Here is a 26,597-nt window from a genome sequence, read left to right as displayed (position 1 = left end):
TTCGCGGAGGGACACACCTTATCGAAAGGACCATTCCAATGCGTGTCTATTACGATCGCGACGCCGACCTGAACCTCATCACCGACAAGAAGATCGCGATCGTCGGCTACGGTTCGCAGGGCCATGCGCACGCACAGAACCTCCGCGATTCGGGCGTCAAGGACGTCGCAATCGCGCTGCGCGAAGGCTCGGCCACCGCCAAGAAGGCGATCGAGGCGGGCTTCGCAGTCAAGTCGAACAAGGAGGCTGCCGCCTGGGCGGACATCGTCATGATCCTCGCGCCCGACGAGCATCAGGCGGCAATCTACGCTGCCGACCTGCACGACAACCTCAAGCAGGGTGCGACGATTGCGTTCGCGCACGGCCTCAACGTGCATTTCGGCCTGATCGAGCCGCGCGCCGATCTCGACGTCATCATGATCGCGCCCAAGGGCCCCGGCCACACGGTGCGCAGCGAGTACGTCCGCGGCGGCGGCGTCCCCTGCCTGATCGCGATCGACCAGGACAAGTCGGGCAACGCGCACGACATCGCTTTGGCATACGCGTCAGGCGTCGGTGGCGGTCGCTCTGGCATCATCGAGACCAACTTCCGCGAGGAATGCGAGACCGATCTGTTCGGCGAGCAGGCCGTGCTGTGCGGCGGCATCACCCACCTGATCCAGGCCGGGTTCGAGACGCTGGTCGAAGCCGGCTACGCGCCCGAGATGGCGTATTTCGAGTGCCTCCACGAGACCAAGCTGATCGTCGACCTGCTGTACGAGGGCGGCATCGCCAACATGCGCTATTCGATCTCGAACACCGCGGAATATGGTGACATCACGACGGGTCCGCGGATCATCACGGCGGAGACCAAGGCCGAGATGAAGCGCGTGCTGGCCGACATCCAGTCGGGCCGGTTCGTGAAGAACTTCATCCTCGACAACCGTGCGGGGCAGCCTGAACTGAAGGCGGCTCGCAAGCAGGCGCTGGCGCATCCGATCGAGAAGATCGGCAGCGAACTGCGCGGCATGATGCCGTGGATCGGGAAGAATGCTCTCGTCGATAAGGCCAAGAACTGACGCGAACGCGAGCGCGCGACAGCGCGTGAGCGCGGCCGGCACGACGAAGCCTGCCCATAGGGCACGGCTTCGCCGGGTCCGACGGGCGGGCGTGTGGAAAGCGCTTGGCCAGAAGTCACATCCAACCCCATCCCACCCCGGCGAAGGCCGGGGCCCAGTTGGGGGACGTTGCTAACGGAAGACGACGCCCCGTTACTGCAACCTTTCCAACTGGGCCCCGGCCTCCGCCGGGGTGGTGGCGTTTTGGGGTAAGTGCTCCCTCTCCACAAACTCTCCGGCCTGCTCCCCAAGCCACAGCCACACCTCCACTCCACCCCGTTACTCCAGCCCCCCGACCGGGGCGCCAAGCGCTCGGACAATCCGCGCTGTCCTACACGCCACGCCGGTGTCACCCTTCCCTTATGCCCATCGCGACTCACCGCCCCCGCGTCTTCCATCCAGCGCAAGACGCTCCCGGCCCTGCGCGTAGGCCCATGATCCACTCGGCCTTGGCGCAGACCCCGCCGACAGATCTCGCCGGAAGCCCATCGCGGGGGGTACGTACCGTGAACTTCGTGAACTTCCGCACGCACGCAAACCGAAACACAGCGTTGGCATAACGTCGTTTGACGCGCTCCCGCCACTCGGCCAGCATCGCGCGTCAAACAGGAGACCCCGCATGCGCCTAGTCCTAGCCTCGATCCTCGCCCTCAGCGCCGCCCCCATCATGGCCCAGACCGCCGCCATCCCCGGCGCCCCCGTCAAGGCACGCGTCGCCGCCGGCACCTACGCGGTCGATCCGAACCACACGCAGGTCACGTGGGCCGTCAACCACATGGGCTTCTCGATGCTCGAAGGGCAGCTCGGCGCATCGGGCGGCAGCATCACGATCGATCCCGCCAAGCCGAACGCGACCAAGGTCGAGGTGAACTTCGCGATCGACCAGCTCTCCGTCACCGCGGCACCGTTCGCCGGCCATCTGAAGTCGAAGGACTTCTTCGACGCCGCGACCTACCCGACCGCCAAGTTCGTCTCGACCAAGGTCGTCGCGACCGGCGACAAGGCGACGATCACCGGCGACCTCACGCTCAAGGGCGTCACCAAGCCGGTCGTGCTCCAGGCGACCTTCATCGGCGCAGGCGCGAACCCGATGAACAAGAAGCTGAACTTCGGCTTCCGCGCGACGACCTCGATCAAGCGCAGCGACTTCAACCTCGGCGCCTACGCCCCGGTCGTGTCGGACAAGGTCGACCTGACGATCAACGCTGCCTTCTCGGCGTAATAATCTGTCGAATTTCCTATCGCGCTGGACACGGACCGTGTCCGCGCGATAGGACGCCATCAATGACGTATGGCCGCCTCCTGCTGCTTCGACTTACGCGCCCTTAGGCGCGCCGATCGTTTGCGCGGTGGCCCTGCCCCGCGCCTCGCGCCTAAGGGCTGACCCGAACGCTCCCGACGACACGAGAGACACGAGCCATGCTGCGCGACCCATCGACCAAATACCGACCCTTCCCCCAAGTCGACCTGCCCGACCGCCAATGGCCGTCGAAGACGATCGTCAAGCCGCCACGCTGGCTCTCCACCGATCTGCGCGACGGCAACCAGGCGCTGATCGACCCGATGGACGCGGAGAAAAAGACGCGCTTCTTCGACCTGCTCTGCAAGGTCGGCCTAAAGGAGATCGAGGTCGGTTTCCCGAGTGCGGGTGCGACCGAGTTCGACTTCATCTCCGGCCTCGTGAAGACCGGCCGCATCCCCGACGACGTGTCGATCCAGGTGCTGACCCAGTCGCGCCGCGACCTGATCGAGACGAGCTTTGCCAGCCTGGTCGGCGCGAAGACCGCGATCGTCCACCTCTACAACGCGGTGTCGCCGGCGTGGCGAAAGATCGTGTTCGGGATGGACCGCGCGCAGGTGAAGCAGATCGCCATCGATGGCGCCAAGGTGCTGCGCGACGAAGCCGCCAAGCAGCCGAACGTCCGCTGGCAGTTCGAATATTCGCCGGAAACCTTCTCGACCGCCGAACTCGATTTCAGCCTCGAGGTCTGCGAGGCGGTGATGGACGTCCTGATGCCGACGCCCGAGAACCCGATCATCTTCAACCTGCCAGCCACGGTCGAGTGCGCGACGCCGAACATCTATGCCGACCAGATCGAATGGTTCGGGCGGCATATCCGCAACCGCGACGCGGTGGCGATCTCGCTGCACACGCATAACGACCGCGGCACCGGCGTCGCGGCGGCGGAACTCGGCATGATGGCGGGCGCGGACCGCGTCGAGGGCTGCCTGCTCGGCAATGGCGAGCGCACCGGCAATTGCGATCTCGTGACGGTCGCGCTTAACATGTACACGCAGGGCGTCGATCCGAAGCTCGACCTGTCGGACATCGACGGCGTCGTGAACACGGTCAATTACTGCACCAACATCCCCGTCCACCCGCGCACGCCCTATGCCGGCGACTTGGTCTTCACCGCGTTCTCGGGGTCGCATCAGGACGCGATCAAGAAGGGCTTCGCGGCGCAGGAGGCGAAGAACGACACGCTGTGGGAGGTGCCGTATCTCCCGATCGACCCCGCTGATCTCGGCCGCAGCTACGAGGCGGTGATCCGCGTGAACTCGCAATCCGGCAAGGGCGGCGTCGCCTGGGTGATCGAGCAGGACAAGGGGCTGAAACTGCCCAAGCGGTTGCAGGCCGACTTCAGCCGGCACGTCCAGGCCTATGCCGACGAGACCAGCCGCGAGCTGAACGCCGCGGACATCTGGGGCCTGTTCGAGCGGACCTACATGCCGCAGGCCGACGACCGCGTGGAGTTGCGCGATTACGAGGAAAGCGGCGCCTCGGGGCAGCGTGTGTTCATCGGCCGCGTCGCGATCGACGGCGAGGAGCGGTCGATCTCCGGGCGTGGCAATGGCCTGATCTCGGGCGTGATCGCGGCGATCGCAGAGTCAACCGGCCCGACGCTCGACGTCGTGGATTATAACGAACACGCGATCGGCCACGGCGCGGATGCTCAGGCTGCGGCGTATGTCGAATGCCGGACAGCCGAGGGCAAGACGGTGTTCGGCGTCGGCATGGACACAGACATCGCCACCGCCTCAGTCCGCGCGGTCCTCAGCGCCGCCAACCGCGCCTGAACTTCGAAAAGACGGCCACCGGCTGAACCGGTGGCCGTTTCTGACTACGCCAGCTTTGCCAGCAACGTCTCCGCCGCCTTTGCCGACGAGGCGGGGTTCTGGCCAGTGATGAGCAGACCGTCCTCGACCACGTACACACCCCAGTCGGCGGTCTTCGAATAATTGCCGCCCTTCTGTTGCAGCATGTCCTCGACCAGGAACGGCACGATATCGCTGAGCCCGACCGCCGCCTCTTCGCTGTTGGTGAAGCCGGTGACCGTCTTGCCCTTCACGAGCGGCGCGCCATCGGTGGCCTTCACGTCGCGCAGCACGCCGGGTGCGTGACAGACCAGCGCGACGGGCTTGCCCGCACCGATCGCGGTCTCGATCAACGCGATCGATGCCGAATCGTTGGCGAGATCCCAGAGCGGCCCATGCCCGCCGGGATAGAACACCGCGTCATAGTCGGCGATCCGCATGTCGGACAGTTTGCGCGTATCGGCGAGCGCCGCGGTGGCCTCCGCATCGCCCTCGAAACGCCGGGTCGCATCGGTCTGCGCGTCGGGCTTGGCGCTGCTTGGATCGAGCGGCGGCTGGCCCCCGGCCGGCGATGCGAGCGTGATGTCCGCGCCGGCATCCTTGAACACGTAATAGGGTGCGGCGAGTTCCTCGAGCCAGAAGCCGGTCTTGCGGCCGGTATCGCCGAGTTCGGCATGCGAGGTGAGGACGACGAGAATCTTCAAGATGGATCTCCGGATCAGGTTCGTTGGGAGAGAACGAACCGGTTCTAGGATCGGCGCCTTCCGACTGTGAAACCAAATACGCCCGGTCGAGAGACTATCGCTCCCGCACGATCCGGCAGCCGATCGCAGCGTCCGGGTAGACGTCGGTCTTCATCGTCTCGATCTCGACCCGCCGCACCCGCTCGTCTTCCAGGCACAACGCGGCGATCGCTTCGCACAGCGTCTCCTGAAGTGCGAACGGCCGCCCAGCCACCATCCCCAGGATCCCTGCGCGGACGAAATCGTAATCGAGCACTTCCTCGATCGCATCCTCGCCGAGCGGCGCCGGATACACGACCGTCATCTCGACCGAGACGACCACGCGCTGCGGCGCGACCTCGTGCGGGTGGATTCCCAGCCGCATCATAACCTCGAGCCCGTCGAGGATCGTCGTGAACTCAGCCATGTCGCCCCTCAAACATCACGTCGCCGTCGCGTGCCAGAAACCGTTGTCCGCAATCGACGAACACATTCTGCCCCGTTACACCCCTCGCTGTCATCAGCCACGCAACCGCGTCCGCGACCGCCTGGCCGCCGACCGGCCGCTTGAGCATATTGTCGCTCGCCACCGCCGCGAACTCCTCCTCACTCTGGTCTCCGCTCGGCAGCGTCAGCCCGGGCGATACCGCGTTGACGGAGATACGCGGGCCGAGCGCCTGTGCCAGCATCGTCGTTGCCCCCTCCAGTGCGATCTTGCCGCAACTGTACGAGAAGAAATCCGGGTTGAGGTTCGCGACCTTCTGGTCAAGCACGTTGACCACCGCGCCATCGGTAACATCGTCCTGCAACGCCAGTGCAGAAGCCAAAAGCACCGGCGCCCCGCAATTGATCGCGCCAAGCTCGGCGAACAGCACCGGATCAATGCTCGGCGGTCGGTCGAACTCGAACTTCGACGCGCAGTTCACCAGCCCGTCGATCGGCCCGCCAATCGCCGAGCGTGCCGCCGCGAACAGATCGCCGATCGTGCCCAGATCGCTCAGGTCGCCCGCTACCGAAGCGGCACGACCGCCCTTGCCAATGATCTCCGTCACCAGCGCCGCCGCCTCATCAGGCGAATGCCCTTGATGCACCACTACCGCATGCCCGTCTGCCGCCAGCCGCCGGACGATCGCCGCACCCAGCCGCTTCGCCCCGCCCGTCACCAGGACGGTTCGCATCAAACGCCACGCCCCATCAACGCCAGCACTTCCTTGCGGCTGCGGTCGTCTTCGCGGAACACGCCCATCATCCGGCTCGTGACCATCGTCACCCCCGGCGTGCGGACACCGCGCGCGGTCATGCAGGCATGGCTCGCCTCGATCACCACCGCGACACCCTGCGGCTTGAGATTGTCCCAGATGCAGTCGGCCACTTCCGCGGTCAGCCGTTCCTGCACCTGAAGCCGCCGCGCGAACCCGTGCAGCACGCGCGCGAGCTTCGAGATGCCGACGACATGGTCGCGCGGCAGGTAGGCGATGTGCGCCTTGCCGATGATCGGCGCCATGTGATGCTCGCAGTGGGACTGGAACGGTATGTCCTTCAGCAGGACAATCTCGTCATAGCCGCCGACTTCCTCGAACACGCGCTCAAGATGCTTGGCCGGATCATCGCCATAGCCGGCGCAATATTCCTTCCACGCACGTGCAACACGGCGCGGCGTATCGAGCAGCCCTTCGCGGGTCGGATCGTCGCCCGCCCAGCGGATCAACGTACGGATCGCCGACGCTACGTCTTCGGGCACAATCACCTTGCCGTCGGCACCCAGCGCATCGTCGCCAACCGGCTGTCCCTCGGCCCCGTCCATTTCATCCCGCATCGCAACACCCTTTATCAGCATACCCAAACATCGGAACATGGGTCCTCTTTTGCAACTGTTTCATTTCAGCAACGCGCGCTAAATCCCCGTAATCAGGGGCCCAAAAAGCGTTGACGGTTGATTCTTTTCGTCGTTACTTCGCCATACCTGAAAAACGAAATCGTGAATCGGCATAGACCGGCACGATCGGGGAGAGGACTGACATGGCCAAGTTCGAATTGCTCGCCGCATCGGCGATGATACTCCTGTCGATTGCGCCGGCAATGGCCCAGACGGCCACCACGACGTCGGCTGAAAACACAGCGCCCACCAACGGTCCCGGCCAGGAAGCGCCGTCGACGCAAACGGCGCAGAACGTCTCCACCGGTAGCCCAGCCGACCCGTATGCGTCGCAGGATATCGTGATTACCGCGCAACGCCAATCGCAACGCCTGCAGGATGTTCCGATCGCTGTGAGCGCTTTTACCGCTGACAACATCGCCAAGCAGCAGATCGTCAACCCGAGCGCGCTTCAGCAGACGCTGCCGAACGTCACGTTCACGAAGACCAATTTCACGACGTCCAGCTTCACGATCCGCGGGATCGGTGACCTGTGTACGGGTGCGACCTGCGACACCGCGACTGCGATCCACGTCAATGACATGCCGCTGGTGACCACGCGCCTGTTCGAGAGCGAGTTCTTCGACCTGGAACGGATCGAGGTCCTCCGCGGGCCTCAGGGCACCTTGTTCGGCCGCAACGCTACCTCGGGCGTCGTCAACTTCATTTCCGCCAAGCCCGACCTTTCCGGCGTGCATTCGGCGGCCGAGTTCGAATACGGCAACTACGATTCGAAGCGCGTGAAGGCGATGCTCAACCTGCCCTTCACCGACACGCTCGGCATCCGCGTCGCCGGTACGTATCTCAACCGCGATGGCTATACCAAGAACCTCTATGACGGCCGCAAGATCGACGGGCGCGACCTGTATTCGATCCGCGGCACGTTGTCGTGGGAGCCGACCAGCGATACCCGGATCGACCTGATCGGCTATTATTTCCGCGAGAAGGACGATCGCTCGCGCTTGCAGAAGCAGTTGTGCCACCGCGATCCCACCGGCATCCTCGGCTGCCTGCCCGACCGGCTCGCCAACGAGACCGCGAACGGCAATTCGACGCTGTCCGCGGTGCTCAGCTCGAACGAGTTCTTCGCGGTCAACAACCCTGCGCTGGCGCGCTTCGGCCTCCAGAGCCTGTACGGTCAGGACACCTATACCGGCGTCGTCAACCCGACCGACGTACGCACCGTGTCGCTCGACTACAGCCCGACCTATTTCGCCGAGGAAGAGCAATATACCGCGAAGATCTTCCACGATTTCGGCCCGGTCAGCCTGAACTTCACCGGCGGCTACACGCGTAACGTCGTCGACAGCACCGCCGACTACAATCTGGCGGTCGAGAACCCGTTGACCAACAATGTCGGGCTCGCCACGCTCAACGCGCTGGCTCGCACCGGATCGCCGTTCGCGTTCCTCGGCGGCGTACGGCAGACGCTGATCCCCAATGGTCCAGCGGGGGGCGCGTGCCAGTCGGCCTCTGATCCGAACAATGTCGGCATCTATGGCGGCAATTCGATCGGCTGTTATCCACAGAGCCTCGATTTCGATCGATCGCGCCAGAAGAACCGCCAATATTCTGCCGAAGCGCATCTCGACAGCAATTTCGACGGGATGTTCAACTTCCTGCTCGGCGGAATCTACGTCGACAGCAAATCGATCAACACCGATTATTTCGTCAATTCGTTCGGGCTCGATTATGCCTCCGGCATCCTCGGTTCGGCGAATGCGGCGGGTGCGGGCCTGCCCGCCGGCAATGGCTATTTCCTGGCGACGCCGTTCTATCGCAACAGCGACACCGAGTTCCGTCTGAAGTCGTACGGCATTTTCGGCGAGACCTATTTCAAGTTCACCGACAAGCTGAAGCTGACCGTCGGCCTGCGCTACAATCATGACAAGAAGACCGACGAGGCGCGTAACCTCGCACTCAACGTGCTGACGCCGATCGGCGCGACCGGCATCGAGCAGGGCCTGAATTACGGCACGGTCGATTTCGATCCGAATTTGCCGGGCCGGCAGGAGTTCGCCGAGGCGCAGGTCAGCTTCTCGCGGCTGACCGGGCGCGCGGTGCTAGACTACCGGATCACCGAGAACAACCTGCTCTACGCGTCCTATTCGCGCGGGTATAAATCGGGCGGGATCAATCCGCCGTTGCTGCCGATGTTCAACGTCAGCAGCACATTCCTTCCCGAGCAGGTCAACGCCTACGAGATCGGCTCGAAGAACACCTTCGGCGGCGGCCAGCTCAGGCTGAACCTCACCGGCTTCTACTATCAGTACAAGAACCTCCAGCTGAGCCGGATCGTCGCGCGGACCTCGGTCAATGACAACGTCGATGCCGATATCTACGGCGTCGAGGCCGAAGCGATCATGAGCCCGATCCCGGCGTTCGTGGTCAACATGAACGCGAGCTATCTGCATTCGAAGGTCTCGAGCGACAAGTTCCTGGTGAACCCACGCGACGTGTCGGGCGGGCGCTCGGACGCGGTAATCATCAAGGACATCACCAACGCGTCGAACTGCGTCGTCGTGCCGAACGTGGCGGGCAATGCCGCGCTGTCGAACGGCTATGTCGCGGCGGTCAATTCGCAGATCGGCCTGCGCGCACCGACCGCGATCCCGACGGTCGCGGCAACCGGTGCGTTCGGCATCTGCTCCGTGCTTGGCGCCAACGCTGCAGCCAGCGGCGTTTCAGTGCTCGACGGCGTGACGACCAACATCAGCGGCAATCGCCTCCCACAAGCGCCGACGTACAAATGGTCGGTCGGTGCGCAGTACACGATCGACTTCGCCAACGGCATGAGCCTCGTCCCCCGCGCCGACCTCAACTATACCGGCGGGTTCGCGGCCAGCATCTTCAACACCGCGGTCGACCGCATCCCCGGCTACGAAGTTGTCAACATGCAGGTCCAGCTCAACGCGCGCGAAGACCGCTTCTACGTCCGCGCATATGTGCAGAACCTGACGGGCAACGACGCGATCACCGGCCAGTATGTGACGGACCAGTCGGCCGGGCTGTTCACCAACATCTTCACGATCGAACCGCGGCGGTACGGGGTTGCGGCGGGGTTCAAGTTCTAAGGGGACGCAACCCTCGGATGCTCCGGTTGCGCTGACGATCCTCTCCCTGCCGGGGGAGGATCCGACGCCGAAGACGACGTGTGGGTAGAGCTACGTGCTCGCTCATGCAGAGCTCAGCCTACCTTAATCCTTGCCTCATTCTTCCCACGGTCAAGACGCCGCGGGGCCCCTCCCTCTCCCGCCGGGAGAGAGACGCCAAAGCCGGCAAGGGTGACGGCACGGCCTGCAGACCGACAGGCTCGCGGCGTGCGGAACCGTAGTTAGCGTTTGAGCCGTTCCGCATGCCAAGCGACATGATCGGTCATAAAGGTCGAAATGAAATTGTAGCTGTGATCATATTCCGGCTGCATCCGCAGCGTCAGGTCGATCCCTGCTCCCTCGCACGCCGCCATGAGGAGCTCGGGCTTCAACTGCTCGACCAGGAAACCATCGGCATCCCCCTGATCCACCAGAATCTCCGCCACCCGCGCGCCATCCTCGATCAGCGCACACGCGTCGTACGCCCGCCATGCCGTCCGGTCCGGCCCGAGATAACCGCCGAGTGCTTTCTCGCCCCAGGCGCACTGCAACGGTGCAACGATCGGCGCGAACGCCGACACGCTGCGGAACCGCTCCGGATTGCGTAGCGCGATCGTCAGCGCTCCATGTCCGCCCATCGAGTGACCAAAGATCCCCTGCCGCGCCATGTCCGCCATCGGAAACTCCGCCTCTATCAGCGCCGGAAGTTCGTCCTCGACATAAGACCGCATCCGGAAGTTCGCCGCCCAGGGCTCTTCGGTCGCATCGACGTAAAAGCCCGCGCCCTTCCCGAAGTCGTATGCGTCGTCGTCCGGCACGTCGTCTCCGCGTGGCGAGGTATCGGGCGCGACCAGGATCACGCCCAGTTCGGCACACGCGCGGCGATACTCGCCCTTGTCCGTGACGTTGGCGTGCGTGCAGGTCAGGCCCGACAGGAACCACAACACCGGCAACCGCGCGCCCTCGTTATGCGGCGGCACGTAGACCGCGAAGGTCATGTCGGTGCCGGTCGCGTGGGAGGCGTGGCGGTAGACGCCCTGCGTGCCGCCATACGCCTTGCTAGTGGAGACGGTCTCCATCACGCGACCCGGTGCAATGCACAGAGCTTGTTGCCCGACGGATCACGCAGATAGGCAAGATACAGCGTGCGACCCGCGGTACCCTGCCGAATACCCGGCGGGTTCTCGCACGCGGTCCCGCCGTTCGCAAGACCAGCGGCGTGCCACGCATCGGCGGCCTCGGGCGACGCGGCGACGAAGCCCATCGTGCTGCCGTTGCCGTGGCTCGCCGGCTCCCCGTCGATCGGCTTGGTCAGCAGGAAACGGCCGCCGGCGTGCGCGTAGACCACCCGCCCCCATTCATCCACGACGCCCTCGGGCACGCCGAGCGCACCCAAAGCTGCGTCGTAGAACGCCTTCGATGCCGCGATATCGTCGGTGCCGAGCATGATATGGCTGAACATTCGCGCGTCCTCAGTAGATCACGACGGAGCGGATGCTCTCGCCGGCGTGCATCAGGTCGAAGCCCTTGTTGATCTCGTCAAGCGTCAGGCGGTGCGTGATCATCGGGTCGATCTCGATCATCCCGTTCATGTACCAGTCGACAATCTTCGGTGTATCGGTGCGCCCACGCGCGCCGCCGAACGCCGTCCCGCGCCAGTTGCGCCCGGTGACAAGCTGGAACGGCCGCGTAGAAATCTCCTTCCCCGCCTCGGCCACGCCGATCACGATCGAGGTACCCCAGCCGCGATGACACGCCTCCAGCGCTTGCCGCATGACGGTCGTGTTGCCGGTCGCGTCGAACGTATAGTCCGCACCGCCGTCGGTCAGCGCGACGATGTGCTGGACGATGTCGCCCACATCCGTCGGGTTAGCGAAGTGCGTCATGCCAAAGCGACGTCCCCATTCCTCGCGGTCCGGGTTGATGTCGACACCGACGATCATCCCTGCGCCGGCAAGCCGTGCACCTTGGATCACGTTCAGCCCGATCCCGCCAAGCCCGAACACCACGACCGTATCACCCGGCTGGACCTTCGCCGTATGCACCACCGCGCCAACGCCCGTCGTGACGCCGCAGCCGACATAACACGAGGTATCGAACGGCGCGTCCTCGCGGATCTTCGCGACCGCGATCTCCGGCAACACCGTAAAGTTCGAGAAGGTCGAGCAGCCCATATAGTGGAAGATCGGCTGGCCCTTGTAGCTGAACCGCGTCGTGCCGTCGGGCATCAGCCCTTTCCCTTGCGTGGCGCGGATCGCGGTGCACAGGTTGGTCTTCTGGCTGAGGCACGACTTACACTGGCGGCACTCGGGCGTGTATAGCGGGATGACGTGATCACCGACCGCGACGCTGGTTACACCCGCGCCGATCTCACGAACGATGCCGGCGCCCTCATGGCCGAGCACGCTCGGAAACAACCCTTCCGAATCAAGGCCGTCGAGCGTGTAAGCGTCGGTGTGGCATATGCCCGTCGCCATGATTTCGACGAGGACTTCGCCGAATTTCGGCCCTTCGAGGTCGAGTTCGACGATCTCGAGCGGTTTTTTTGCTTCGAAGGCTACGGCGGCGCGGGTCTTCATCGGTCGGTCTCCCTGATTGCCGCCCTGATGCCCCCCGAGCCCCGGCTCCGCAACCCGCAGGCGATGCAACTAATGCCGAGTTCCCGCGCTTGATCCTTTCAAATCAAGGAGATGGCGCGATGAAGGATCCGAAGAAGGGCGACGAGGTTACCTGGAAATCGCACGGCGGCGAGGCGCATGGCACGGTCGAGAAGAAGCAGACCGCCGATACGAAGATCAAGGGACACACCGTCAAGGCCTCCAAGGAGGAGCCGCAGTTCATCGTAAGGAGTGACAAGGGCGGCAAGGCAGCGCACAAGGCGGACGCGCTCACCAAGGCGTGACCACGCGCGCAGTGCCCAACGCACGCGCGCAACAGGAAGGAATGCTTATGGCTACAGCTCCCAAGACCGGCGGCATCCACGCCCCCGTCCAGCCCTCTCCCGAGCTCGGCGAGATCGTCGGCAACGACAAACTCCCGCGCAGCGAAGTGATCAGCAAGGTCTGGGTCTACATCAAGGCCCACAATTTGCAGAACCCTGAGAACAAGCGCGAGATCCTCGCGGACGAGAAGCTGAAGAAGGTCTTCGGGCGTGACAAGTGCACGATGTTCGAGATGAACAAGTACATCTCGCAGCACGTCAAGGCCTAACCGCCCGCACTGCACGGCAAGTGGCGACGGGGCATCGTAAGCGATACCCGTCGCCCTTGATCGCCTCGACACGACCCCACTACCCGAGCGCCGGGTCTGATTGCCCTGCCTCGTGACGGCCGTGCAATCAGCTTTGGCCGATCGCCAACCGGGCGCTTGATCGCCTCATCCGACCGTCGTACTGCGCAACCGGATGCCCCCGTAGCTCAGCCGGATAGAGCGACGGTTTCCTAAACCGTAGGCCGCGTGTTCAAATCTCGCCGGGGGCACCAGCTTTTCCGCTGTCGTCAAAGATGTTTATCCAGCTCTCGCATGCGTGCATGGGGGCAGGATGCTTTCGACCGCGATGCTCGCCGATGCCGCCGCCCTACTCCCCGACTTCGTCGTCATCGACGTTGAGACCGCATGTTCGCGGGTCAGCAGCATCTGCCAGATCGGCATCGTCGGATTCCGCGACGGCCGCGAGATCTTCGACTACGAGACACTCGTCGACCCGCGCGACGAATTCCACCTGTTCAACACGCGGATCCACGGCATCGCCGAACATCACGTCGTCGGCCAGCCGAGCTTCGCGGACGTCCATGCCATCGTCGATCGTCATCTGAACGGCCGCACGACGGTTGCGCACTCGTATTTCGACAAGGGCGCGCTTGCGGCGGCTTGCCGGGTTCATGACCGTCCGCCGATCGAGACGGTGTGGCTCGACAGCGTGCGGGTTGCCAAGCGCGCCTGGCCTGACCTGGAGAGCCACCGCCTCGGCCTGCTCGCGCAATATCTCGGGATCGCGCACAAGCATCACGACGCGCTCAGCGATGCGCGCGCGGCCGGCTGGGTGATCGTCAAGGCGATCGACCATACCGGGATCGCGCTCGACGAATGGCTGGCTCCGCCGCGCAAGCCCGGCCCCGCCCCCCGTCCGGCCCCGACGGGGCCACTGAGCGGCGAGCGCATCGCGATCCTCGGCGAGCCGCGCGACGGGGCGCTGGCCCACCGGATCGCTGCGCTCGGCGGCCGGATCGTGTCGGCGGTCGGCAACACCACGACGCTGCTCATGATCGCCGGACGCGCGCCGTTCAGCTATTCGATCCGCAACAGCGGCGCGTACCGCCGGGCGGAACATTATCGACGGCTGGGCGGCACCATTCGAATCGTCTCCGAAATCGAGTTTGGCCTCGCGGACGTGGGCGCCGGACCGGACCAGTCCTGAAGGATAGCTGTCATTTCTCGCGCCAGCGTCCCGGAGCGTGGGCTTTGCAGAACTCGACAAGCGACGCGGCCCCATCCACTTCGGCAAGAGCGCGCCGAACTGCGACCGTCCTTTCAGTGGCGAGGATATGCCAATAGGCTCCGGTTGTCGACATGCTGGCGGTATTGCCCGCTACAGAAGGCGTGCGGCGATCCGACGAGCGTCGCAATCTGCAGGCAAAGCGCCGGATCCATGGCGACGGACGGCTGCTCGCCGCATAGGGCGCGCAGCATCTCCGCACGAAGTTCAGCGCAATATCCCGAAGGGCTAAGCACACCAGCCCCGAACTAGCGCGCCGCGGTTTCACACCATAGGAGGTAGGGCCGGATAAGCTTTCGGGCCAGCGTCCGATGCGGCGGATCGGTGGCGACATTCGCGCTCGCCAGCGATGCCTTTCTCGACGCATCGACCTGAAAATGGTTCAGCCGAACACGCCAGGTCGTCCAGGTCAGCCCGTCGGTACGCCCGGCGATGCTCCGCTCCTGCGGCAAACCATCGACCTGCAGACCCACGCAGACCGCTTCGGAGATCAGCAGCGCTACCAGGCTACCATTCCGCTATTGAAGCGCCGTAATCCTGACCGTCTACGCCTGACGTTCGCCCAGGAACACGGCGCCCGGCACCGCTAAGGTTTGCCCGGTTGCGGTCAGCCGTCCGTCGGATTCGACGCGCAGGATAGCGAGCGTACCCGACCGTTCGTTGGCGACCACCAACCAGCGCTGCACCTCGATCAACAGGAAGAAACGCGGCCAGCTTCCTCCGCTCGCGATGTGTTGCATCAGGGTCGGCTGGCCGTCGCCGTCGAGTGCGAACACCGCGATGCTGTCATCCCCACGGTTGGAGACATAGATTCGCCGCCCGGCTCGGTCGATCGCGATATGCGCCGCCTGCGACGCGCCGCGATGCCCGGCCGGCAGCGTGGAGATCATATGCCGGGTGAAGAAACTGCCGTCGTCGCGCGCATCGAGCGTAATCAGCGTATTCGAGAGCTCGCACACCACATAGGCGATCCGTCGGGTCGGATGCCGTACCAGATGGCGCGGTCCGGCGCCCGCTGGCGCGCGCCACGCCGCGACCGGTTCGGCAAGCGTCCGCGCGCTCGGGTCGAAACGATAGGCGAAGATCGTGTCCGCGCCGAGATCGACCGAATGCAGCCAGTGCCGATCCGGGCTGAACCCGACCCAGTGCGCGTGCGGTGTTTCCTGTCGATCGTGGTTGGGGCCATTGCCGGTATGGTGGAACAGCGTCGGCTCGCCGGGCACGCCGGTGCGTTGGTCGAGCCGGTGAAACGCCACGCTACCGCTCGAATAATTGGCGACCGCGAGGCAGGCGCTGGCACGGTCGAGCGCGATGTAACACGGATCGGCACCCCCGGTCGGCGCCGTACCGGCCCGCGTCCAGCTTGGCGCGTACGCAGAAACCTGCCCCGTGCTGCCTTCGCGGACGAGGTAATAGGCGCTCCCCGGTCCGTCACCGATCCCGAACGAGGCGTCGTCGATCCCGGCGATCGGCGTTCCCACCCGCCACGTGTCGTGCGCGGGATCGAACGTGACCGGATACACCCCCTTGCCGCTCTCGCGCGCATAGGTCCCGGCGATCAGCGTGACCGGCCGGACGCCGGGCCGCGTCGTACCCCGTCGGGCTGCAGCCGGGAACGCGATCGTTACCGCCATCGCGGTCAACGCGGACCGCCGTGTCGTCGTCCATTCGCTCATCCTGCGTCCTCTTGCGCTGCGGATCTTGATGCCCGGTCATGCGTCATGCCATCGCGGGAGGCAACGCCGTCACGTCCGGACGCTGCGAAGCGCTTGATGCGCACAGGGCCTGCCATTCTTCGATCACGACCAAGGTCGTAATAGGCAGGACCGATCTGCCAGACTATGGACGGACCGTGCATCCCCTTGAAGATCTTCCCAATTCGTCGGTCGCCGACGCGCGCTACGCAGTCATCGTGATGGGGGTCAGCGGCAGCGGAAAGTCGACGATCGGCGCAGCCTTGGCTTCGCGCCTCGGGTGCAGCTTCCTGGAAGGCGACGCGTTCCATTCCGCGAGCAACGTCGACAAGATGCGCTCCGGCCGACCACTCGACGACGAGGATCGCTGGCCTTGGCTCGACCGCGTCGCCGACGCCCTACGCGAGACAGCGGATATCGAAATCGTGGCAGTCGCCGCATGTTCGGCCCTGAAGCGCAGCTATCGCGACCAGCTGTCCCGTACCGCGAGTATCCCGCTGTTGTTCGTCTTCCTCGACACGACAGATCAAGGCGAACTGTCGCGACGCCTGGCCCATCGTTCCGGCCACTACATGCCGGCAAGCCTGCTTACGAGCCAGATCGTGACTCTCGAAAGGCCCGGTTCGGACGAGCGTGCGATCACCCTTCCTGCCGGACTGTCACCCGATCGCACCTGCGATCTCGCGCTAGACTGGATCCTGCACGAGAGACCTGTCCACGACGAAAACCGCCTGGGGAGGGCTGTGTAATGGAACTCGGAAGACGTGATCTGCTCGTTGCGGCTGCCACGCTGGCGGCAACGTCGAGCGCAGCCTGTGCGGCGCCCCCGCGCAAGCTCGGCTACGCGATCGTCGGGCTCGGCTATTACGGGTTGGGGACGATCCTGCCGCAGTTCGTCAATTGCGAGCATTCGCGCGTCACCGCGCTGGTCAGCGGCGACCGGAACAAGGCGCTCGCGACCGCGACGAAATACGGCGTGCCCGAGCGATCGATCTATACCTACGCCGATTTCGACCGCATCCGCGACAATCCCGACGTCGACATCGTCTACGTCTGTCTGCCCAATTCGATGCACGCAGAATATACGATCCGCGCCGCCAAGGCCGGCAAGCATGTCATGTGCGAGAAGCCGATGGCGATCTCCGTCGCCGAATGCGAGGCGATGATCAGGGCGTGCAAGACCGCCGGCAAGAAGCTGATGATCGGGTATCGCTGCCACTTCGAGCCGTTCAACCGGGAAGCGATGCGGCTCGCCAAGTCCGGTGCGGCGGGCAAGATCCGCTACGTCCGTTCAGAGCATGGTTTCGTTCAAGGCGACCCGACCAAGTGGCGGTTGAAGCGTGCGCTGTCCGGCGGCGGATCGCTGATGGACATGGGCATCTACAGTCTGCAGGCGGCGCGCTACATGACCGGCGAGGAGCCGATCGCGGTCACCGCACGCGAATCCACCGACCGTCGCGATCCGCGTTTTCGCGAGGTCGAGGACATGATCGAATGGACGCTCGAATTCCCGTCGGGTGCGATCGCCGGGTGCCAGTCGATGTACAGCGCCAATCAGAACCATATCCTGCTGATGGGCAACAAGGGCCGCATCGAGTTGGAACCGGCGACGCGCTACGATGGTAACAAGATGTGGACCGGCGGCGACGGTCGCGAGACCGCGATCACCAGCCCCCCGCCAGGGCCCGGCAAGACGCAGTTCGCAGGGCAGCTCGATCATCTGGCGGAGTGTATTCTCGACGGGCGCGAGCCGATCGTCTCGGGCGAAGAGGGCTTGCGTGACATGCGGATCGTCGAGGCGATCTATCGGTCGGTGCGCGAAGACCGGACGGTGAAGCTGTGATGCGGCTGTTGCTCGCGGCTGCGGTCGCCGTCGCCGCGACCTCCTCCCTACCCGCGCAGACTGCAGGCGATCCGACGAGCTTTGCTGGATCGGCCGACGTGCGTGCGCGGATCGCTGCGTTGGAAAAGACGATGAAGCCGGGCCAGGGGTTCGCCATGGCGTCGCTGGTGCAGGCGGACGGGACGAGCGCCTCGCTCGAATATTGGAAGGCGCCGGGCAAGCCTGCGGTGCATCCGGACGAGGCCGAATATGCGACCGTGATGGCGGGTTCGGGAACGCTCGTCTCGGGCGGTGCGCTGATCGCGCCCAAGCTGCGCTTTCCGGGCCTTGTCGAAGGCGACCGGATCGAGGGTGGCACGACGCGGAAGCTTGCGGTCGGCGACGTGTTCCTGATCCCGGCGGGGACGCCGCACTGGTTCGGGATCGATGACAAGCTGGTCATGCTCGGGACGAAGATCAGGACGTCAGGTCAGCGGAAGCCCAGCCAGTAGAGCAAGCCAATATTGACCGCGAGCAGCGGGAGTGCGGTCGGTATCTGCGCGCGGATGACGGCGTTCTTGTTCTTCAACTCGAGTAGCGCGGCGGGGACGAGATTGAAGTTCGCCGCCATCGGCGTCATCAGCGTGCCGCAGAACCCGCTGAGCATGCCGATCGCCGCGACCACCGCGGGGTCGCCGCCATAGTGGCGCACGAGCAGCGGAATGCCGATCGCCGCTGCCATCACCGGAAACGCGGCGAACGCGTTGCCCATGATCATCGTGAACAACGCCATGCCGAGCGTATAGGCGAGCACCGCGCCGATCAGGCTCCCCTCCGGAATCGCGTGACCGGCCAGACCGCCGACTACGTCGCCGACGCCGGCGAGCGCGAACACTGCCCCGAGGCTGGCGAGCATCTGGGGTAACACGGCGGCCCAGCCGATCGCGTCCATTAACCTGACGCCTTCCGCGAGTGGTGTGGCGATGCGGGGGCGGAACCATAGGTGCATCGCGACCAGTGCGATCAGGACGCCGCAGGTCAGCGCGACGAGGGTTGCCTGCTTGGGGTGGACTAGGGTCGGGGCGGCGCGGAACAGGACCGTTCCACCGAGTGCTGCGGCCGGAATGATTAGTGCGGGTAGGAATATCCGGTTGCCCAGCCGGGTGGCTTCGGCACGCCGTTCGTCGAGCGTAGTCGTAGCACGCCCGCCCCTGCCCATCGCGCCCGAGCCGGCGATCGCGACGAGAGCCAGGACGAGAACGCCGTTGCCGACATCACCGATCTTTCCACCCAGCAGGAAGCTGATCGCCAGCACTGCGTAGAACACCGCGTTGCCGAAACGCTTCGGGTTGGCGTTGTCGGTGGCGCTCAGGACTGCGAACACCGCGAACATCAAGCCGGCGACGCCGTAGATGAAGCCGGTGCCGATCATCGCACGCGTGCCAATCGGCGGTCGAGCAGCCAGAGGCGGAAGCCATGAATCACGAACGCGGCGATCGCGGTCGGGATTGCCCACATCGAGAGGTGGAGCGGCTGGATGACGATGCCGTAGCCTTCGAGGACGCCCTTCATCAGCAGGATCGAACCGATCGCGATGAAGATGTCCTCGCCGAAGAACAGCCCGATATTGTCGGTTGCGGCGGCCATCGCGGGGATGCGGTCGCCACCGGATGGCAAGCCTTGCGCCTCGGCGACGGCTTCGGCCATCGGTGCGACCAGCGGGCGGACGCTCTGCGCCGGGCCCGCGATCGAGGTCAGGCCGAGCGCTGCGGTGAGCTGGCGGAACAGGAGGTAGCCGGTGAGGAAACGCCCCACGGTGGCGCCCTTGAGCTTGCCGATCGCGAGCCGGGCGCGTTCCTGAAGTCCGTGGCGTTCGAGCATCCCAATCACCGGGAGGACGATGTAGATCACCGTGACGTAGCGGTTCTCGTTGAATGCCTTCCCGAACGCGGCGAGGATCGCGAGCGGGGCTATCCCGGCGGCAAGGCCGGTGACGAGCGCGGAGACGGCGACGACGAGCAGCGGATTGAACCGGAGCAGGAAGCCCGCGACGATCACCGCGATGCCGCAAAGGACCAGCATCGCCGCTCAGCGCGTCTGCTTGGCGAGATCCGCGTCGAACGCGACCCTGGCCTTCGCGACGATCTTCGGGAGCAACGTCGGATCGACAAACGCGGTCGTGTTGCCGGCTTGGCGGCTTCTGCCCCGTGCAATGACATCTGCGAGTTCGGGATGCGACGGCAGGACGATGTCGGCATGCAGCGTGCCGAGCATCGCGATACTGCGGCGGTAGTCGGCGACGATGCCGGGATAGGCGCGGTTGCCGATCAGACGGTTGCCCGCGACGCTGACGCTGCACGGAAACACGACGTCGAGCGGGCGCGGCTTGGCAGGGATTCGCATCGTCCAGGTCGTGCAGCCGGGCGTGTGGCCGGGCGTCGCGCGTGCGGTCAGCGTGGTGGTGCCGAGCGTTACCGTCTCGCCGTCTCGGATGCCGCGGTCGACGTGGACGGGCGGGAAGCGGATGACGCCGTAGTTGGTCTCGCCGGGCGGAGTGCCGGTTTCGAGCGCGCGGACATCGCGAGCGCCTGCGACCACGCGAGCGCCGGTTGCGCGCTTGAGCGCAGGGACACCCGCAGCGTGATCGAAGTGTGCGTGGGTAACGAGGATCAGCTTTACGTCGCGCGGGCGTACTCCAGCGGCGGCGATGTTGCGTTCGATCATACCCGCATTCTCGGCGAGCGTGCCGTCGATCAGGATAGCGCCGGCGCTGGTCTTGATGAGGTAGGCGGCGATACCTTCGCTGCCGACATAGGTGATCGGGCCGGCGATCGGGAACGGGGCTTGAGTGCGCGTCCAGGCTGGCGGATCAGCCGCGCCGAGGAGCAACGGTGCGCTGGCAGCGATCGCCATCGCGACAACCAGCGATTTGGTGCGAGGACCTAACGATCCTCCCCCGCCAGGGGGGGCTGGCAGGCGTAGCCTGACGGAGGGGGCGGCCAGCGGTAACCTTTGCATCTTATCCTCCCCCTCCGTCTGGCAAGAGCCAGCCACCTCCCCCTTGCGGGGGAGGTCGTAAAATGTGCGTCTAGCTTATTCCCACTCGATCGTGCCGGGGGGCTTCGAGGTGTAGTCGTAGGTCACCCGGTTGATGCCCTTGACCTCGTTGATGATCCGGGTCGCGACGCGGGGTAGGAAGTCGCCGGGGAACTGGAACGCCTGCGCCGTCATGCCGTCGGTCGAGGTGACCGCGCGCAACGCCAGCACGTTGTCGTAGGTGCGGCCGTCGCCCATCACGCCGACGCTGCGAACGGGCAGTAGCACCGCGAACGCCTGCCAGATCGTGTCGTAGAGCCCTGCCGCGCGGATCTCCTCGAGATAGATCGCGTCGGCCTTGCGCAGGATGTCGCAGCGTTCCTTGGTGACTTCACCAGGGATGCGGATCGCGAGACCGGGGCCGGGGAACGGATGACGGCCGACGAAGATCTCGGGCAGGCCGAGCTCGCGGCCAAGCACGCGGACCTCGTCCTTGAACAGCTCGCGCAACGGCTCGACGAGCTTCATGTTCATGCGCTCGGGCAGGCCCCCGACATTGTGGTGGCTCTTGATCGTCACCGACGGGCCGCCGGTGAAGCTGACGCTCTCGATCACATCCGGGTACAGCGTGCCCTGCGCGAGGAACTCCGCGCCGCCGAGCTTCTTCGCCTCGGTGTCGAACACGTCGATGAACGTCTTGCCGATGAATTTGCGCTTCAGCTCGGGGTCGGTGATCCCGGCTAGGCCGCTGAGGAACAGCTCCTCGACGTTCACGTGGATCAGCGGGATGTTGTACGCGCCGCGGAACAGGCTGACGACCTGCTCGCTCTCGCCCGCGCGCATCAGGCCGTGGTCGACGTACACGCAGGTCAGCTGCTCGCCGATCGCCTCGTGGATCAGCACGGCGGCGACCGCCGAATCGACACCACCCGACAGGCCGCAGATGACACGGCCCTTGCCGACCTGCGCGCGGATCTCGGCGATCTTGGTCTCGCGGAATTCGGCCATCGTCCAGTCGCCGCTGAGCCCGCAGACGTGGCGCGCGAAGTTGGCGATCAGCTTGCCGCCATCGGGGGTGTGGACGACCTCGGGGTGGAACTGCACGCCGTAGAAGCGCCGCGCCTCGTCGGCGACGATCGCATAGGGCGCGCCGGTCGAGGTGGCGACGGGGGTGAAGCCGGGCGGGATCGCGTCGACCTTGTCGCCGTGGCTCATCCAGACCTGGTGGCGCTCGCCCTCCGCCCACAGGCCGTCGAACAGCGCGCAGTTGGACTTGACCTCGATGAACGCGCTGCCGAACTCGCCGCCGTCGCCCGAGACGATCACGTTGCCGCCGAGCTGTGCGGACATGACTTGCTGGCCGTAGCAGATGCCGAGGATCGGAATACCCGCCTCGAAGAAGCGTTGCGGCACGCGCGGGGAGTTCTCGGTGGTGACCGAGGCGGGGCCGCCGGAGAGGATGATGCCCTTGGGCTGCATCCGGTCGAACGCAGCCTCGGCCGACTGGAAGGGGGCGATCTCGCTATAGACGCCGGCCTCGCGCACGCGGCGGGCGATCAGCTGGGTTACCTGGCTGCCGAAATCGACGATGAGAATGCTGTCTGGATGCTCCATGTCGGGCGCATAGCCGGATGGGACCCGTAACGAAAGAGGCCGCGCCCATTGCTGGACGCGGCCCTTAAGGTTTCCATGTTCTCCTGCGGACGCAGGAGGCCAGGGTAACGGACGGTTTCGCTTGTGATCCTGGGCTCCTGCGTGCGCAGGAGAACAGTCTTACGCTGCGTCGTCGTACTCAGCGTCCGACATCACCGGACCCGAATCCTGGCCCTTCGCCGAGACGTCGCGGTCGACGAACTCAATGACGGCCATCGGCGAGGCGTCCGACATGCGGATGCCGGCCTTGATGACGCGGGTGTAGCCTCCGTTGCGATCCGCATAACGGGTCGCGAGCGTGTCGAACAGCTTGATCAGCTGCGCATCGTCGAGCAGCTTGCCGTGCGCGAGACGACGGTTGGACAGGCCACCCTTCTTCGCGAGCGTGATCAGCTTCTCGACGTAGGGACGCAGTTCCTTCGCCTTGGCGACGGTGGTGGTGATCTGCTCGTGCTTGATGAGCGCGGCGCTCATGTTGCGGAACAGAGCAAGACGGTGGGCCGAGGTCCGCTGAAGCTTACGGCCGCCTACGCGATGGCGCATGTTTAATACCTTTTCGTTCGTTCAGGGGCCGTGTGAGGTACCCGGGAGCTGGTCGCCGTTGAGGCCGCGACCGATCGCCTTTCGTTCAAAGGTTAGGATAAGGTTACGCCTAGGACGCTTCCTTGGCCCTTCCCTTGGTCTCCAGCCGGGTGGCGACTCGGCGAAGCCGTGTCGTCGAACGGGTCGGTCTAGACCGACCCGCCGGCCGGGCTGTTTGGTCTCCGGTGCAGCAGCGCTGCACCGGTGCCAAATCAGCCCATGATCTCCTGCTCGAGCTTCTTGGCCATCTCTTCGATGTTCTCAGGTGGCCAGCCGGGGATTTCCATACCCAGGCGAAGACCCATCGACGACAGCACTTCCTTGATCTCGTTCAAGGACTTGCGGCCGAAGTTAGGCGTACGCAGCATCTCGGCTTCGGTCTTGCCGACCAGATCGCCGATGTAGATGATGTTGTCGTTCTTGAGGCAGTTCGCCGAGCGCACCGACAGCTCCAACTCGTCGACCTTCTTGAGAAGGTAACGGTTGATCTGCTGCGTATCGCCTGCTGGCTCCGCACCACCGGCAGCGGGGGCTGCCTGGCCGATCGGGGCCGACGAACGCGTGACCGACGAGTCGTCGAAGTGGACGAACAGCGCGAGCTGGTCCTGGAGGATGCGACCGGCATAGCCGACTGCGTCTTCCGGGGTGATCGTGCCGTCGGTTTCGATCGTCAGCGTCAGCTTGTCGTAATCCAGGTCCTGACCGACGCGGGTCGGGTCGACCTTGTACGACACCTGACGTACCGGCGAGTACAGTGCATCGACCGGGATCAGACCGATCGGCGCATCGGCCGGGCGGTTTGCGGTCGCGGGCACGTAACCCTTACCGATGTCGGCGGTCAGCTCCATGTTGAGCGTCGCACCCTCATCGAGGTGGCAGATCACGAGATCCTTGTTCATGATCTCGATGTCGCCCGAGACGGCGATGTCGCCGGCCTTGACTTCACCCGGACCCGTTGCCGAGAGCTGGAGGCGCTTGGGCCCCTCGCCCTGCATGCGGATCGCGATCTGCTTCACGTTGAGGACGATGTCGGTCACGTCCTCGCGGACGCCGGCCAAAGACGAGAACTCATGCAGCACGTTCTCGATCTTGATCGAGGTGACGGCCGCGCCCTGCAGCGACGAGAGCAACACGCGACGCAGCGCGTTGCCGAGCGTCAGGCCGAAGCCACGCTCGAGCGGCTCGGCGATGAAGGTCGCCTTGCGCTTGGTGTCGCCACCGGCCTTTTTCTCCAGGCCGCTGGGCTTCTTGAGTTCCTGCCAGTTCTTTGCGTTGACAGACACATGCTTCCCCTAATTTGGGGGCCGGCGAACGGGTGTGTCCGCCGACCAATAAAATACACCCGTGCGGCGCGATCAACCGCGCACGGGAGGCGGAGAATCAGACGCGACGACGCTTTGAAGGGCGAACGCCGTTGTGCGGGATCGAGGTCACGTCGCGGATCGACGTGATCTGGAAACCGACTGCCTGAAGCGCGCGCAGGGCCGATTCGCGACCCGAGCCGGGGCCCTTGACCTCGACTTCGATCGTGCGGACGCCGTGCTCGGCGGCCTTCTTGCCGGCGTCTTCCGCTGCGACCTGGGCCGCGTACGGAGTCGACTTGCGCGAGCCCTTGAAGCCCATTGCGCCGGCCGACGACCACGAGATCGCGTTGCCCTGGGCATCGGTGATCGTGATCATGGTGTTGTTGAAGCTGGCATTCACGTGAGCGACGCCAGAGGTGATGTTCTTGCGCTCGCGCCGCTTAATGCGCTGAGGTTCGCGTGCCATGGTGTATTTCCTGACCTGTATCTGCGTGACGCCGGGCGGCCCGTTGGGACCAGGGCCGGCGGAGTAATCCATTGAAAAAGTGGATTACTTCTTCTTGCCGGCGATCGGCTTGGCCTTGCCCTTGCGGGTGCGCGCATTGGTATGCGTGCGCTGGCCGCGGACCGGGAGGCCCTTGCGATGACGCAGGCCGCGATAGCAGGCGAGATCCATCAGGCGCTTGATGTTCATCGAGGTCTGGCGGCGCAGATCGCCCTCGACGGTGTGATCGGCGTCGATCGTCTCGCGGATGTGCAGGACTTCCTGATCGGTCAGGTCCTGGACGCGTGCGGTATCGGCGATGCCGAGCTTCGCGACGATTTCCTTGGCCTTGGTCGAACCGATGCCGTGAATATAGGTCAGCGCGATCACCACGCGCTTGTTGGTCGGGATATTAACACCCGCGATACGTGCCATGAACTTGGTTCTCCTGCTCCACGAGGTCCGGCATGGCTGCACAGACCTCATCTCTTAGCGATGAACCGAAACGCACGATAGCGACGAACGCAAACAAGCGCCGCCGGAACCGTCGTGTCGGGGAGAGTTCGAATAAGCGCACGCTAACGCAGTGTCAAGCGACCGGTTCCGCGTAGGACGGTGCAGTCTGACGCATCTTGAGCCAGCGGCGGAACGAGACGACCGTCCAGATCAACTCGACCACCCCGAACGGCCACGCACCCTGGAGGAAACCGTAGATCGAGCCGAGCACGCAGCCGAATGCGAAACCGAGCGTCCACCAGTGCGAGCCGGCTTCCCTGGCATAGCATAGCAGGGTGAAGGAGACCGCGGCTAGGCCGAATAGGGAGAGTGCGTCCATATCGAGGCGCAATGCCTTAAATGGTGAGCGATGGCCATGACGATAGATTACCCGGTTGCGCTGAATTTGCTCCCAGGACCACCGTGGCACGTATCTCATGTACCAAGTTCGCAGCACCGTGGAGCCCGAACAAGCCAGACATAATTAAGAAGAGTTCGATGCCATCGTACCTATGGCCCGGACTGAGTAAACTATCAAAATGGCACTACCGCGATGAGATAATTGTAATATCCGTGAAAAGAAACTCACCCGTCGAGCAAATGAGCCGCACGACGGGTTCTTTCGTTCTTAAAGGAAACTGTTTTGCTTCGCCTCCAAGGTTTACGACGACGGCCTTGCCGTCATACGTCAAACTAAAGGGCTGAATGGTACCCGGCTTCGTCAGCAACGAGAATGGGATGATATCGTCCTCCTTGCCGTTGACGCTATACCCTAGCATCTGAACTGCAGGCATCCCTGCCGGTGCCTTTTTAGCATCTACGGGCAATGCTGTGAGCGCGAACCCCGCATATATATCGGGCGCTTGGCCCGGAGCGGCCGAAGATGCAATTTGAACGCGAGCAATTGGAGCATAGGTCGCGCTTGGGGCAAGTGTTTTCAGTTGTACCTTTCCAGTTACCGTAAAGGTAACTGTGTCGACTGGCATGCTCAATTCGGAAAAGTGATCGGCAGCTGTATCGCAATCATATGTGATGCCTTTCGCTTCAGCGAACGCAGAAACCGTAAGAAACGCCAATCCGACCACGCACCTGCGTAAAGATGATCTCAAT

Annotated in this window: 29 protein-coding genes and 1 tRNA gene; 11 read left to right on the top strand and 19 right to left on the bottom strand. The window is 64.4% G+C overall.

What is annotated here, in order from left to right; genetic code table 11:
• Window positions 1-38 precede the first annotated feature (38 nt).
• The 3 genes from ilvC (at window position 39) to leuA (ending at window position 4,175) form a co-directional block, all read left to right on the top strand.
• The gene (gene ilvC, locus BM244_RS02120) at window positions 39-1,058 is read left to right on the top strand and encodes a ketol-acid reductoisomerase (RefSeq protein ID WP_093397093.1); all 1,020 of its coding nucleotides are present in this window, start codon (window positions 39-41) and stop codon (window positions 1,056-1,058) included.
• 658 nt (window positions 1,059-1,716) lie between these two features.
• A complete protein-coding gene (locus BM244_RS02115) occupies window positions 1,717-2,319 on the top strand; it encodes a YceI family protein (RefSeq protein WP_093397091.1) in 603 nt (200 codons plus the stop codon).
• A 197-nt stretch (window positions 2,320-2,516) separates the two neighbouring features.
• The gene (leuA, locus tag BM244_RS02110) at window positions 2,517-4,175 is read left to right on the top strand and encodes a 2-isopropylmalate synthase (RefSeq protein ID WP_093397090.1); all 1,659 of its coding nucleotides are present in this window, start codon (window positions 2,517-2,519) and stop codon (window positions 4,173-4,175) included.
• Between the two features lie 44 nt (window positions 4,176-4,219).
• Here leuA and BM244_RS02105 read toward each other — a convergent pair whose 3' ends face one another.
• The 4 genes from BM244_RS02105 to folE all read right to left on the bottom strand — a co-directional run bounded on the left by BM244_RS02105 (window position 4,220) and on the right by folE (window position 6,719).
• A complete protein-coding gene (locus BM244_RS02105; protein WP_093397088.1) occupies window positions 4,220-4,897 on the bottom strand; it encodes a type 1 glutamine amidotransferase domain-containing protein in 678 nt (225 codons plus the stop codon).
• A gap of 94 nt (window positions 4,898-4,991) precedes the next feature.
• Window positions 4,992-5,342, bottom strand: a complete 351-nt coding sequence (locus tag BM244_RS02100; protein WP_093397087.1) for a dihydroneopterin aldolase — start codon at window positions 5,340-5,342, stop codon at window positions 4,992-4,994.
• Window positions 5,335-6,093, bottom strand: coding sequence for an SDR family NAD(P)-dependent oxidoreductase (locus BM244_RS02095; RefSeq protein ID WP_093397085.1), 759 nt, complete (start codon window positions 6,091-6,093; stop codon window positions 5,335-5,337). Before BM244_RS02095 ends, BM244_RS02100 begins: the two co-directional genes overlap by 8 nt.
• Window positions 6,093-6,719 (bottom strand): GTP cyclohydrolase I FolE, encoded by a 627-nt coding sequence (gene folE / locus BM244_RS02090; RefSeq protein ID WP_093398046.1) that lies wholly within the window; start codon window positions 6,717-6,719, stop codon window positions 6,093-6,095. The genes BM244_RS02095 and folE overlap by 1 nt, the downstream gene beginning before the upstream one ends.
• Before the next feature lie 215 nt (window positions 6,720-6,934).
• Between folE and BM244_RS02085 the strand changes: the two genes are divergently transcribed.
• Window positions 6,935-9,904, top strand: a complete 2,970-nt coding sequence (locus tag BM244_RS02085) for a TonB-dependent receptor (protein WP_093397084.1) — start codon at window positions 6,935-6,937, stop codon at window positions 9,902-9,904.
• Window positions 9,905-10,164: 260 nt separating this feature from the next.
• Here the strand turns inward: BM244_RS02085 and fghA are convergent, their stop codons facing one another.
• The 3 genes from fghA to BM244_RS02070 are packed head-to-tail and all read right to left on the bottom strand — an operon-like array spanning window position 10,165 to window position 12,501.
• Entirely contained in the window at window positions 10,165-11,001 is an 837-nt protein-coding gene (gene fghA, locus BM244_RS02080; protein ID WP_093397082.1) for an S-formylglutathione hydrolase, read from the bottom strand.
• On the bottom strand, window positions 11,001-11,384 hold the full coding sequence (locus tag BM244_RS02075; RefSeq protein WP_093397081.1) for a VOC family protein: 384 nt from the start codon (window positions 11,382-11,384) through the stop codon (window positions 11,001-11,003). Before BM244_RS02075 ends, fghA begins: the two co-directional genes overlap by 1 nt.
• 10 nt (window positions 11,385-11,394) lie before the next feature.
• Window positions 11,395-12,501, bottom strand: a complete 1,107-nt coding sequence (locus BM244_RS02070; RefSeq protein ID WP_093397079.1) for an S-(hydroxymethyl)glutathione dehydrogenase/class III alcohol dehydrogenase — start codon at window positions 12,499-12,501, stop codon at window positions 11,395-11,397.
• Between the two features lie 119 nt (window positions 12,502-12,620).
• Here BM244_RS02070 and BM244_RS02065 point away from each other — a divergent pair, with 119 nt between their 5' ends.
• The 4 genes from BM244_RS02065 (at window position 12,621) to BM244_RS02050 (ending at window position 14,339) form a co-directional block, all read left to right on the top strand.
• On the top strand, window positions 12,621-12,824 hold the full coding sequence (locus BM244_RS02065) for a hypervirulence associated TUDOR domain-containing protein (protein ID WP_093397078.1): 204 nt from the start codon (window positions 12,621-12,623) through the stop codon (window positions 12,822-12,824).
• 47 nt (window positions 12,825-12,871) lie between these two features.
• Window positions 12,872-13,132 carry an SWIB/MDM2 domain-containing protein gene (locus BM244_RS02060; RefSeq protein WP_031394799.1) on the top strand — a complete coding sequence of 87 codons (261 nt, stop codon included), beginning with the start codon at window positions 12,872-12,874 and terminating at the stop codon, window positions 13,130-13,132.
• Between the two features lie 195 nt (window positions 13,133-13,327).
• Window positions 13,328-13,404, top strand: a tRNA-Arg gene (locus BM244_RS02055).
• Window positions 13,405-13,463: 59 nt separating this feature from the next.
• On the top strand, window positions 13,464-14,339 hold the full coding sequence (locus tag BM244_RS02050; protein WP_254784223.1) for an exonuclease domain-containing protein: 876 nt from the start codon (window positions 13,464-13,466) through the stop codon (window positions 14,337-14,339).
• A gap of 326 nt (window positions 14,340-14,665) precedes the next feature.
• Here the strand turns inward: BM244_RS02050 and BM244_RS02045 are convergent, their stop codons facing one another.
• Window positions 14,666-14,890 (bottom strand): hypothetical protein, encoded by a 225-nt coding sequence (locus tag BM244_RS02045; RefSeq protein ID WP_093397076.1) that lies wholly within the window; start codon window positions 14,888-14,890, stop codon window positions 14,666-14,668.
• A gap of 72 nt (window positions 14,891-14,962) precedes the next feature.
• Entirely contained in the window at window positions 14,963-16,093 is a 1,131-nt protein-coding gene (locus tag BM244_RS02040) for a lactonase family protein (RefSeq protein WP_093397075.1), read from the bottom strand.
• 176 nt (window positions 16,094-16,269) lie between these two features.
• Between BM244_RS02040 and BM244_RS02035 the strand changes: the two genes are divergently transcribed.
• From BM244_RS02035 to BM244_RS02025, 3 genes are read left to right on the top strand one after another with little or no spacing between them, the layout of a single operon-like run.
• On the top strand, window positions 16,270-16,860 hold the full coding sequence (locus BM244_RS02035) for a gluconokinase (RefSeq protein ID WP_368086043.1): 591 nt from the start codon (window positions 16,270-16,272) through the stop codon (window positions 16,858-16,860).
• Complete coding sequence (locus BM244_RS02030) at window positions 16,860-17,954, top strand: Gfo/Idh/MocA family protein (protein WP_093397073.1); 1,095 nt, start codon at window positions 16,860-16,862, stop codon at window positions 17,952-17,954. The genes BM244_RS02035 and BM244_RS02030 overlap by 1 nt, the downstream gene beginning before the upstream one ends.
• A complete protein-coding gene (locus BM244_RS02025) occupies window positions 17,954-18,445 on the top strand; it encodes a cupin domain-containing protein (protein WP_139226853.1) in 492 nt (163 codons plus the stop codon). The genes BM244_RS02030 and BM244_RS02025 overlap by 1 nt, the downstream gene beginning before the upstream one ends.
• Here the strand turns inward: BM244_RS02025 and BM244_RS02020 are convergent.
• The 10 genes from BM244_RS02020 to BM244_RS22550 form a co-directional block, all read right to left on the bottom strand.
• Complete coding sequence (locus tag BM244_RS02020; RefSeq protein ID WP_093397072.1) at window positions 18,424-19,365, bottom strand: DUF979 domain-containing protein; 942 nt, start codon at window positions 19,363-19,365, stop codon at window positions 18,424-18,426. The genes BM244_RS02025 and BM244_RS02020 overlap by 22 nt on opposite strands.
• Window positions 19,362-20,015: a DUF969 domain-containing protein gene (locus BM244_RS02015; protein ID WP_093397070.1), complete on the bottom strand. Its 654-nt coding sequence runs from the start codon at window positions 20,013-20,015 to the stop codon at window positions 19,362-19,364. Before BM244_RS02015 ends, BM244_RS02020 begins: the two co-directional genes overlap by 4 nt.
• A gap of 6 nt (window positions 20,016-20,021) precedes the next feature.
• Entirely contained in the window at window positions 20,022-20,846 is an 825-nt protein-coding gene (bla, locus tag BM244_RS02010) for a subclass B3 metallo-beta-lactamase (RefSeq protein WP_093397069.1), read from the bottom strand.
• Between the two features lie 180 nt (window positions 20,847-21,026).
• Window positions 21,027-22,583, bottom strand: a complete 1,557-nt coding sequence (gene guaA, locus BM244_RS02005; protein WP_056482672.1) for a glutamine-hydrolyzing GMP synthase — start codon at window positions 22,581-22,583, stop codon at window positions 21,027-21,029.
• A 159-nt stretch (window positions 22,584-22,742) separates the two neighbouring features.
• Window positions 22,743-23,165 carry a 50S ribosomal protein L17 gene (gene rplQ / locus BM244_RS02000; RefSeq protein ID WP_056482675.1) on the bottom strand — a complete coding sequence of 141 codons (423 nt, stop codon included), beginning with the start codon at window positions 23,163-23,165 and terminating at the stop codon, window positions 22,743-22,745.
• Window positions 23,166-23,416: 251 nt separating this feature from the next.
• Window positions 23,417-24,487 (bottom strand): DNA-directed RNA polymerase subunit alpha, encoded by a 1,071-nt coding sequence (locus tag BM244_RS01995; protein WP_031395236.1) that lies wholly within the window; start codon window positions 24,485-24,487, stop codon window positions 23,417-23,419.
• Between the two features lie 97 nt (window positions 24,488-24,584).
• Entirely contained in the window at window positions 24,585-24,974 is a 390-nt protein-coding gene (rpsK, locus tag BM244_RS01990; RefSeq protein WP_031395237.1) for a 30S ribosomal protein S11, read from the bottom strand.
• Between the two features lie 84 nt (window positions 24,975-25,058).
• On the bottom strand, window positions 25,059-25,427 hold the full coding sequence (gene rpsM / locus BM244_RS01985; protein WP_056015521.1) for a 30S ribosomal protein S13: 369 nt from the start codon (window positions 25,425-25,427) through the stop codon (window positions 25,059-25,061).
• 154 nt (window positions 25,428-25,581) lie between these two features.
• Window positions 25,582-25,827: a hypothetical protein gene (locus BM244_RS01980; RefSeq protein WP_093397067.1), complete on the bottom strand. Its 246-nt coding sequence runs from the start codon at window positions 25,825-25,827 to the stop codon at window positions 25,582-25,584.
• A gap of 205 nt (window positions 25,828-26,032) precedes the next feature.
• Window positions 26,033-26,563, bottom strand: a complete 531-nt coding sequence (locus tag BM244_RS22550) for a hypothetical protein (protein ID WP_139226852.1) — start codon at window positions 26,561-26,563, stop codon at window positions 26,033-26,035.
• Between the last annotated feature and the right edge of the window lie 34 nt (window positions 26,564-26,597).

The sequence above is a fragment of the Sphingomonas sp. OK281 genome (genome assembly GCF_900115295.1).
Lineage (GTDB): Bacteria > Pseudomonadota > Alphaproteobacteria > Sphingomonadales > Sphingomonadaceae > Sphingomonas.
The sequence above is the reverse complement of the archived record's forward strand: the minus strand, read 5'-3'. Positions and strand labels throughout refer to the sequence as shown.

Coding starts and splice junctions, on each gene's coding strand:
- ilvC (WP_093397093.1), top strand. CDS start 39: ATGCGTGTCTATTACGATCGCGACGCCGACCTGAACCTCATCACCGAC.
- BM244_RS02115 (WP_093397091.1), top strand. CDS start 1,717: ATGCGCCTAGTCCTAGCCTCGATCCTCGCCCTCAGCGCCGCCCCCATC.
- leuA (WP_093397090.1), top strand. CDS start 2,517: ATGCTGCGCGACCCATCGACCAAATACCGACCCTTCCCCCAAGTCGAC.
- BM244_RS02100 (WP_093397087.1), bottom strand. CDS start 5,342: ATGGCTGAGTTCACGACGATCCTCGACGGGCTCGAGGTTATGATGCGG.
- BM244_RS02095 (WP_093397085.1), bottom strand. CDS start 6,093: ATGCGAACCGTCCTGGTGACGGGCGGGGCGAAGCGGCTGGGTGCGGCG.
- folE (WP_093398046.1), bottom strand. CDS start 6,719: ATGGACGGGGCCGAGGGACAGCCGGTTGGCGACGATGCGCTGGGTGCC.
- BM244_RS02085 (WP_093397084.1), top strand. CDS start 6,935: ATGGCCAAGTTCGAATTGCTCGCCGCATCGGCGATGATACTCCTGTCG.
- fghA (WP_093397082.1), bottom strand. CDS start 11,001: ATGGAGACCGTCTCCACTAGCAAGGCGTATGGCGGCACGCAGGGCGTC.
- BM244_RS02075 (WP_093397081.1), bottom strand. CDS start 11,384: ATGTTCAGCCATATCATGCTCGGCACCGACGATATCGCGGCATCGAAG.
- BM244_RS02070 (WP_093397079.1), bottom strand. CDS start 12,501: ATGAAGACCCGCGCCGCCGTAGCCTTCGAAGCAAAAAAACCGCTCGAG.
- BM244_RS02065 (WP_093397078.1), top strand. CDS start 12,621: ATGAAGGATCCGAAGAAGGGCGACGAGGTTACCTGGAAATCGCACGGC.
- BM244_RS02060 (WP_031394799.1), top strand. CDS start 12,872: ATGGCTACAGCTCCCAAGACCGGCGGCATCCACGCCCCCGTCCAGCCC.
- BM244_RS02050 (WP_254784223.1), top strand. CDS start 13,464: ATGCTTTCGACCGCGATGCTCGCCGATGCCGCCGCCCTACTCCCCGAC.
- BM244_RS02040 (WP_093397075.1), bottom strand. CDS start 16,093: ATGAGCGAATGGACGACGACACGGCGGTCCGCGTTGACCGCGATGGCG.
- BM244_RS02030 (WP_093397073.1), top strand. CDS start 16,860: ATGGAACTCGGAAGACGTGATCTGCTCGTTGCGGCTGCCACGCTGGCG.
- BM244_RS02025 (WP_139226853.1), top strand. CDS start 17,954: ATGCGGCTGTTGCTCGCGGCTGCGGTCGCCGTCGCCGCGACCTCCTCC.
- BM244_RS02020 (WP_093397072.1), bottom strand. CDS start 19,365: ATGATCGGCACCGGCTTCATCTACGGCGTCGCCGGCTTGATGTTCGCG.
- BM244_RS02015 (WP_093397070.1), bottom strand. CDS start 20,015: ATGCTGGTCCTTTGCGGCATCGCGGTGATCGTCGCGGGCTTCCTGCTC.
- bla (WP_093397069.1), bottom strand. CDS start 20,846: ATGGCGATCGCTGCCAGCGCACCGTTGCTCCTCGGCGCGGCTGATCCG.
- guaA (WP_056482672.1), bottom strand. CDS start 22,583: ATGGAGCATCCAGACAGCATTCTCATCGTCGATTTCGGCAGCCAGGTA.
- rplQ (WP_056482675.1), bottom strand. CDS start 23,165: ATGCGCCATCGCGTAGGCGGCCGTAAGCTTCAGCGGACCTCGGCCCAC.
- rpsK (WP_031395237.1), bottom strand. CDS start 24,974: ATGGCACGCGAACCTCAGCGCATTAAGCGGCGCGAGCGCAAGAACATC.
- rpsM (WP_056015521.1), bottom strand. CDS start 25,427: ATGGCACGTATCGCGGGTGTTAATATCCCGACCAACAAGCGCGTGGTG.
- BM244_RS01980 (WP_093397067.1), bottom strand. CDS start 25,827: ATGGACGCACTCTCCCTATTCGGCCTAGCCGCGGTCTCCTTCACCCTG.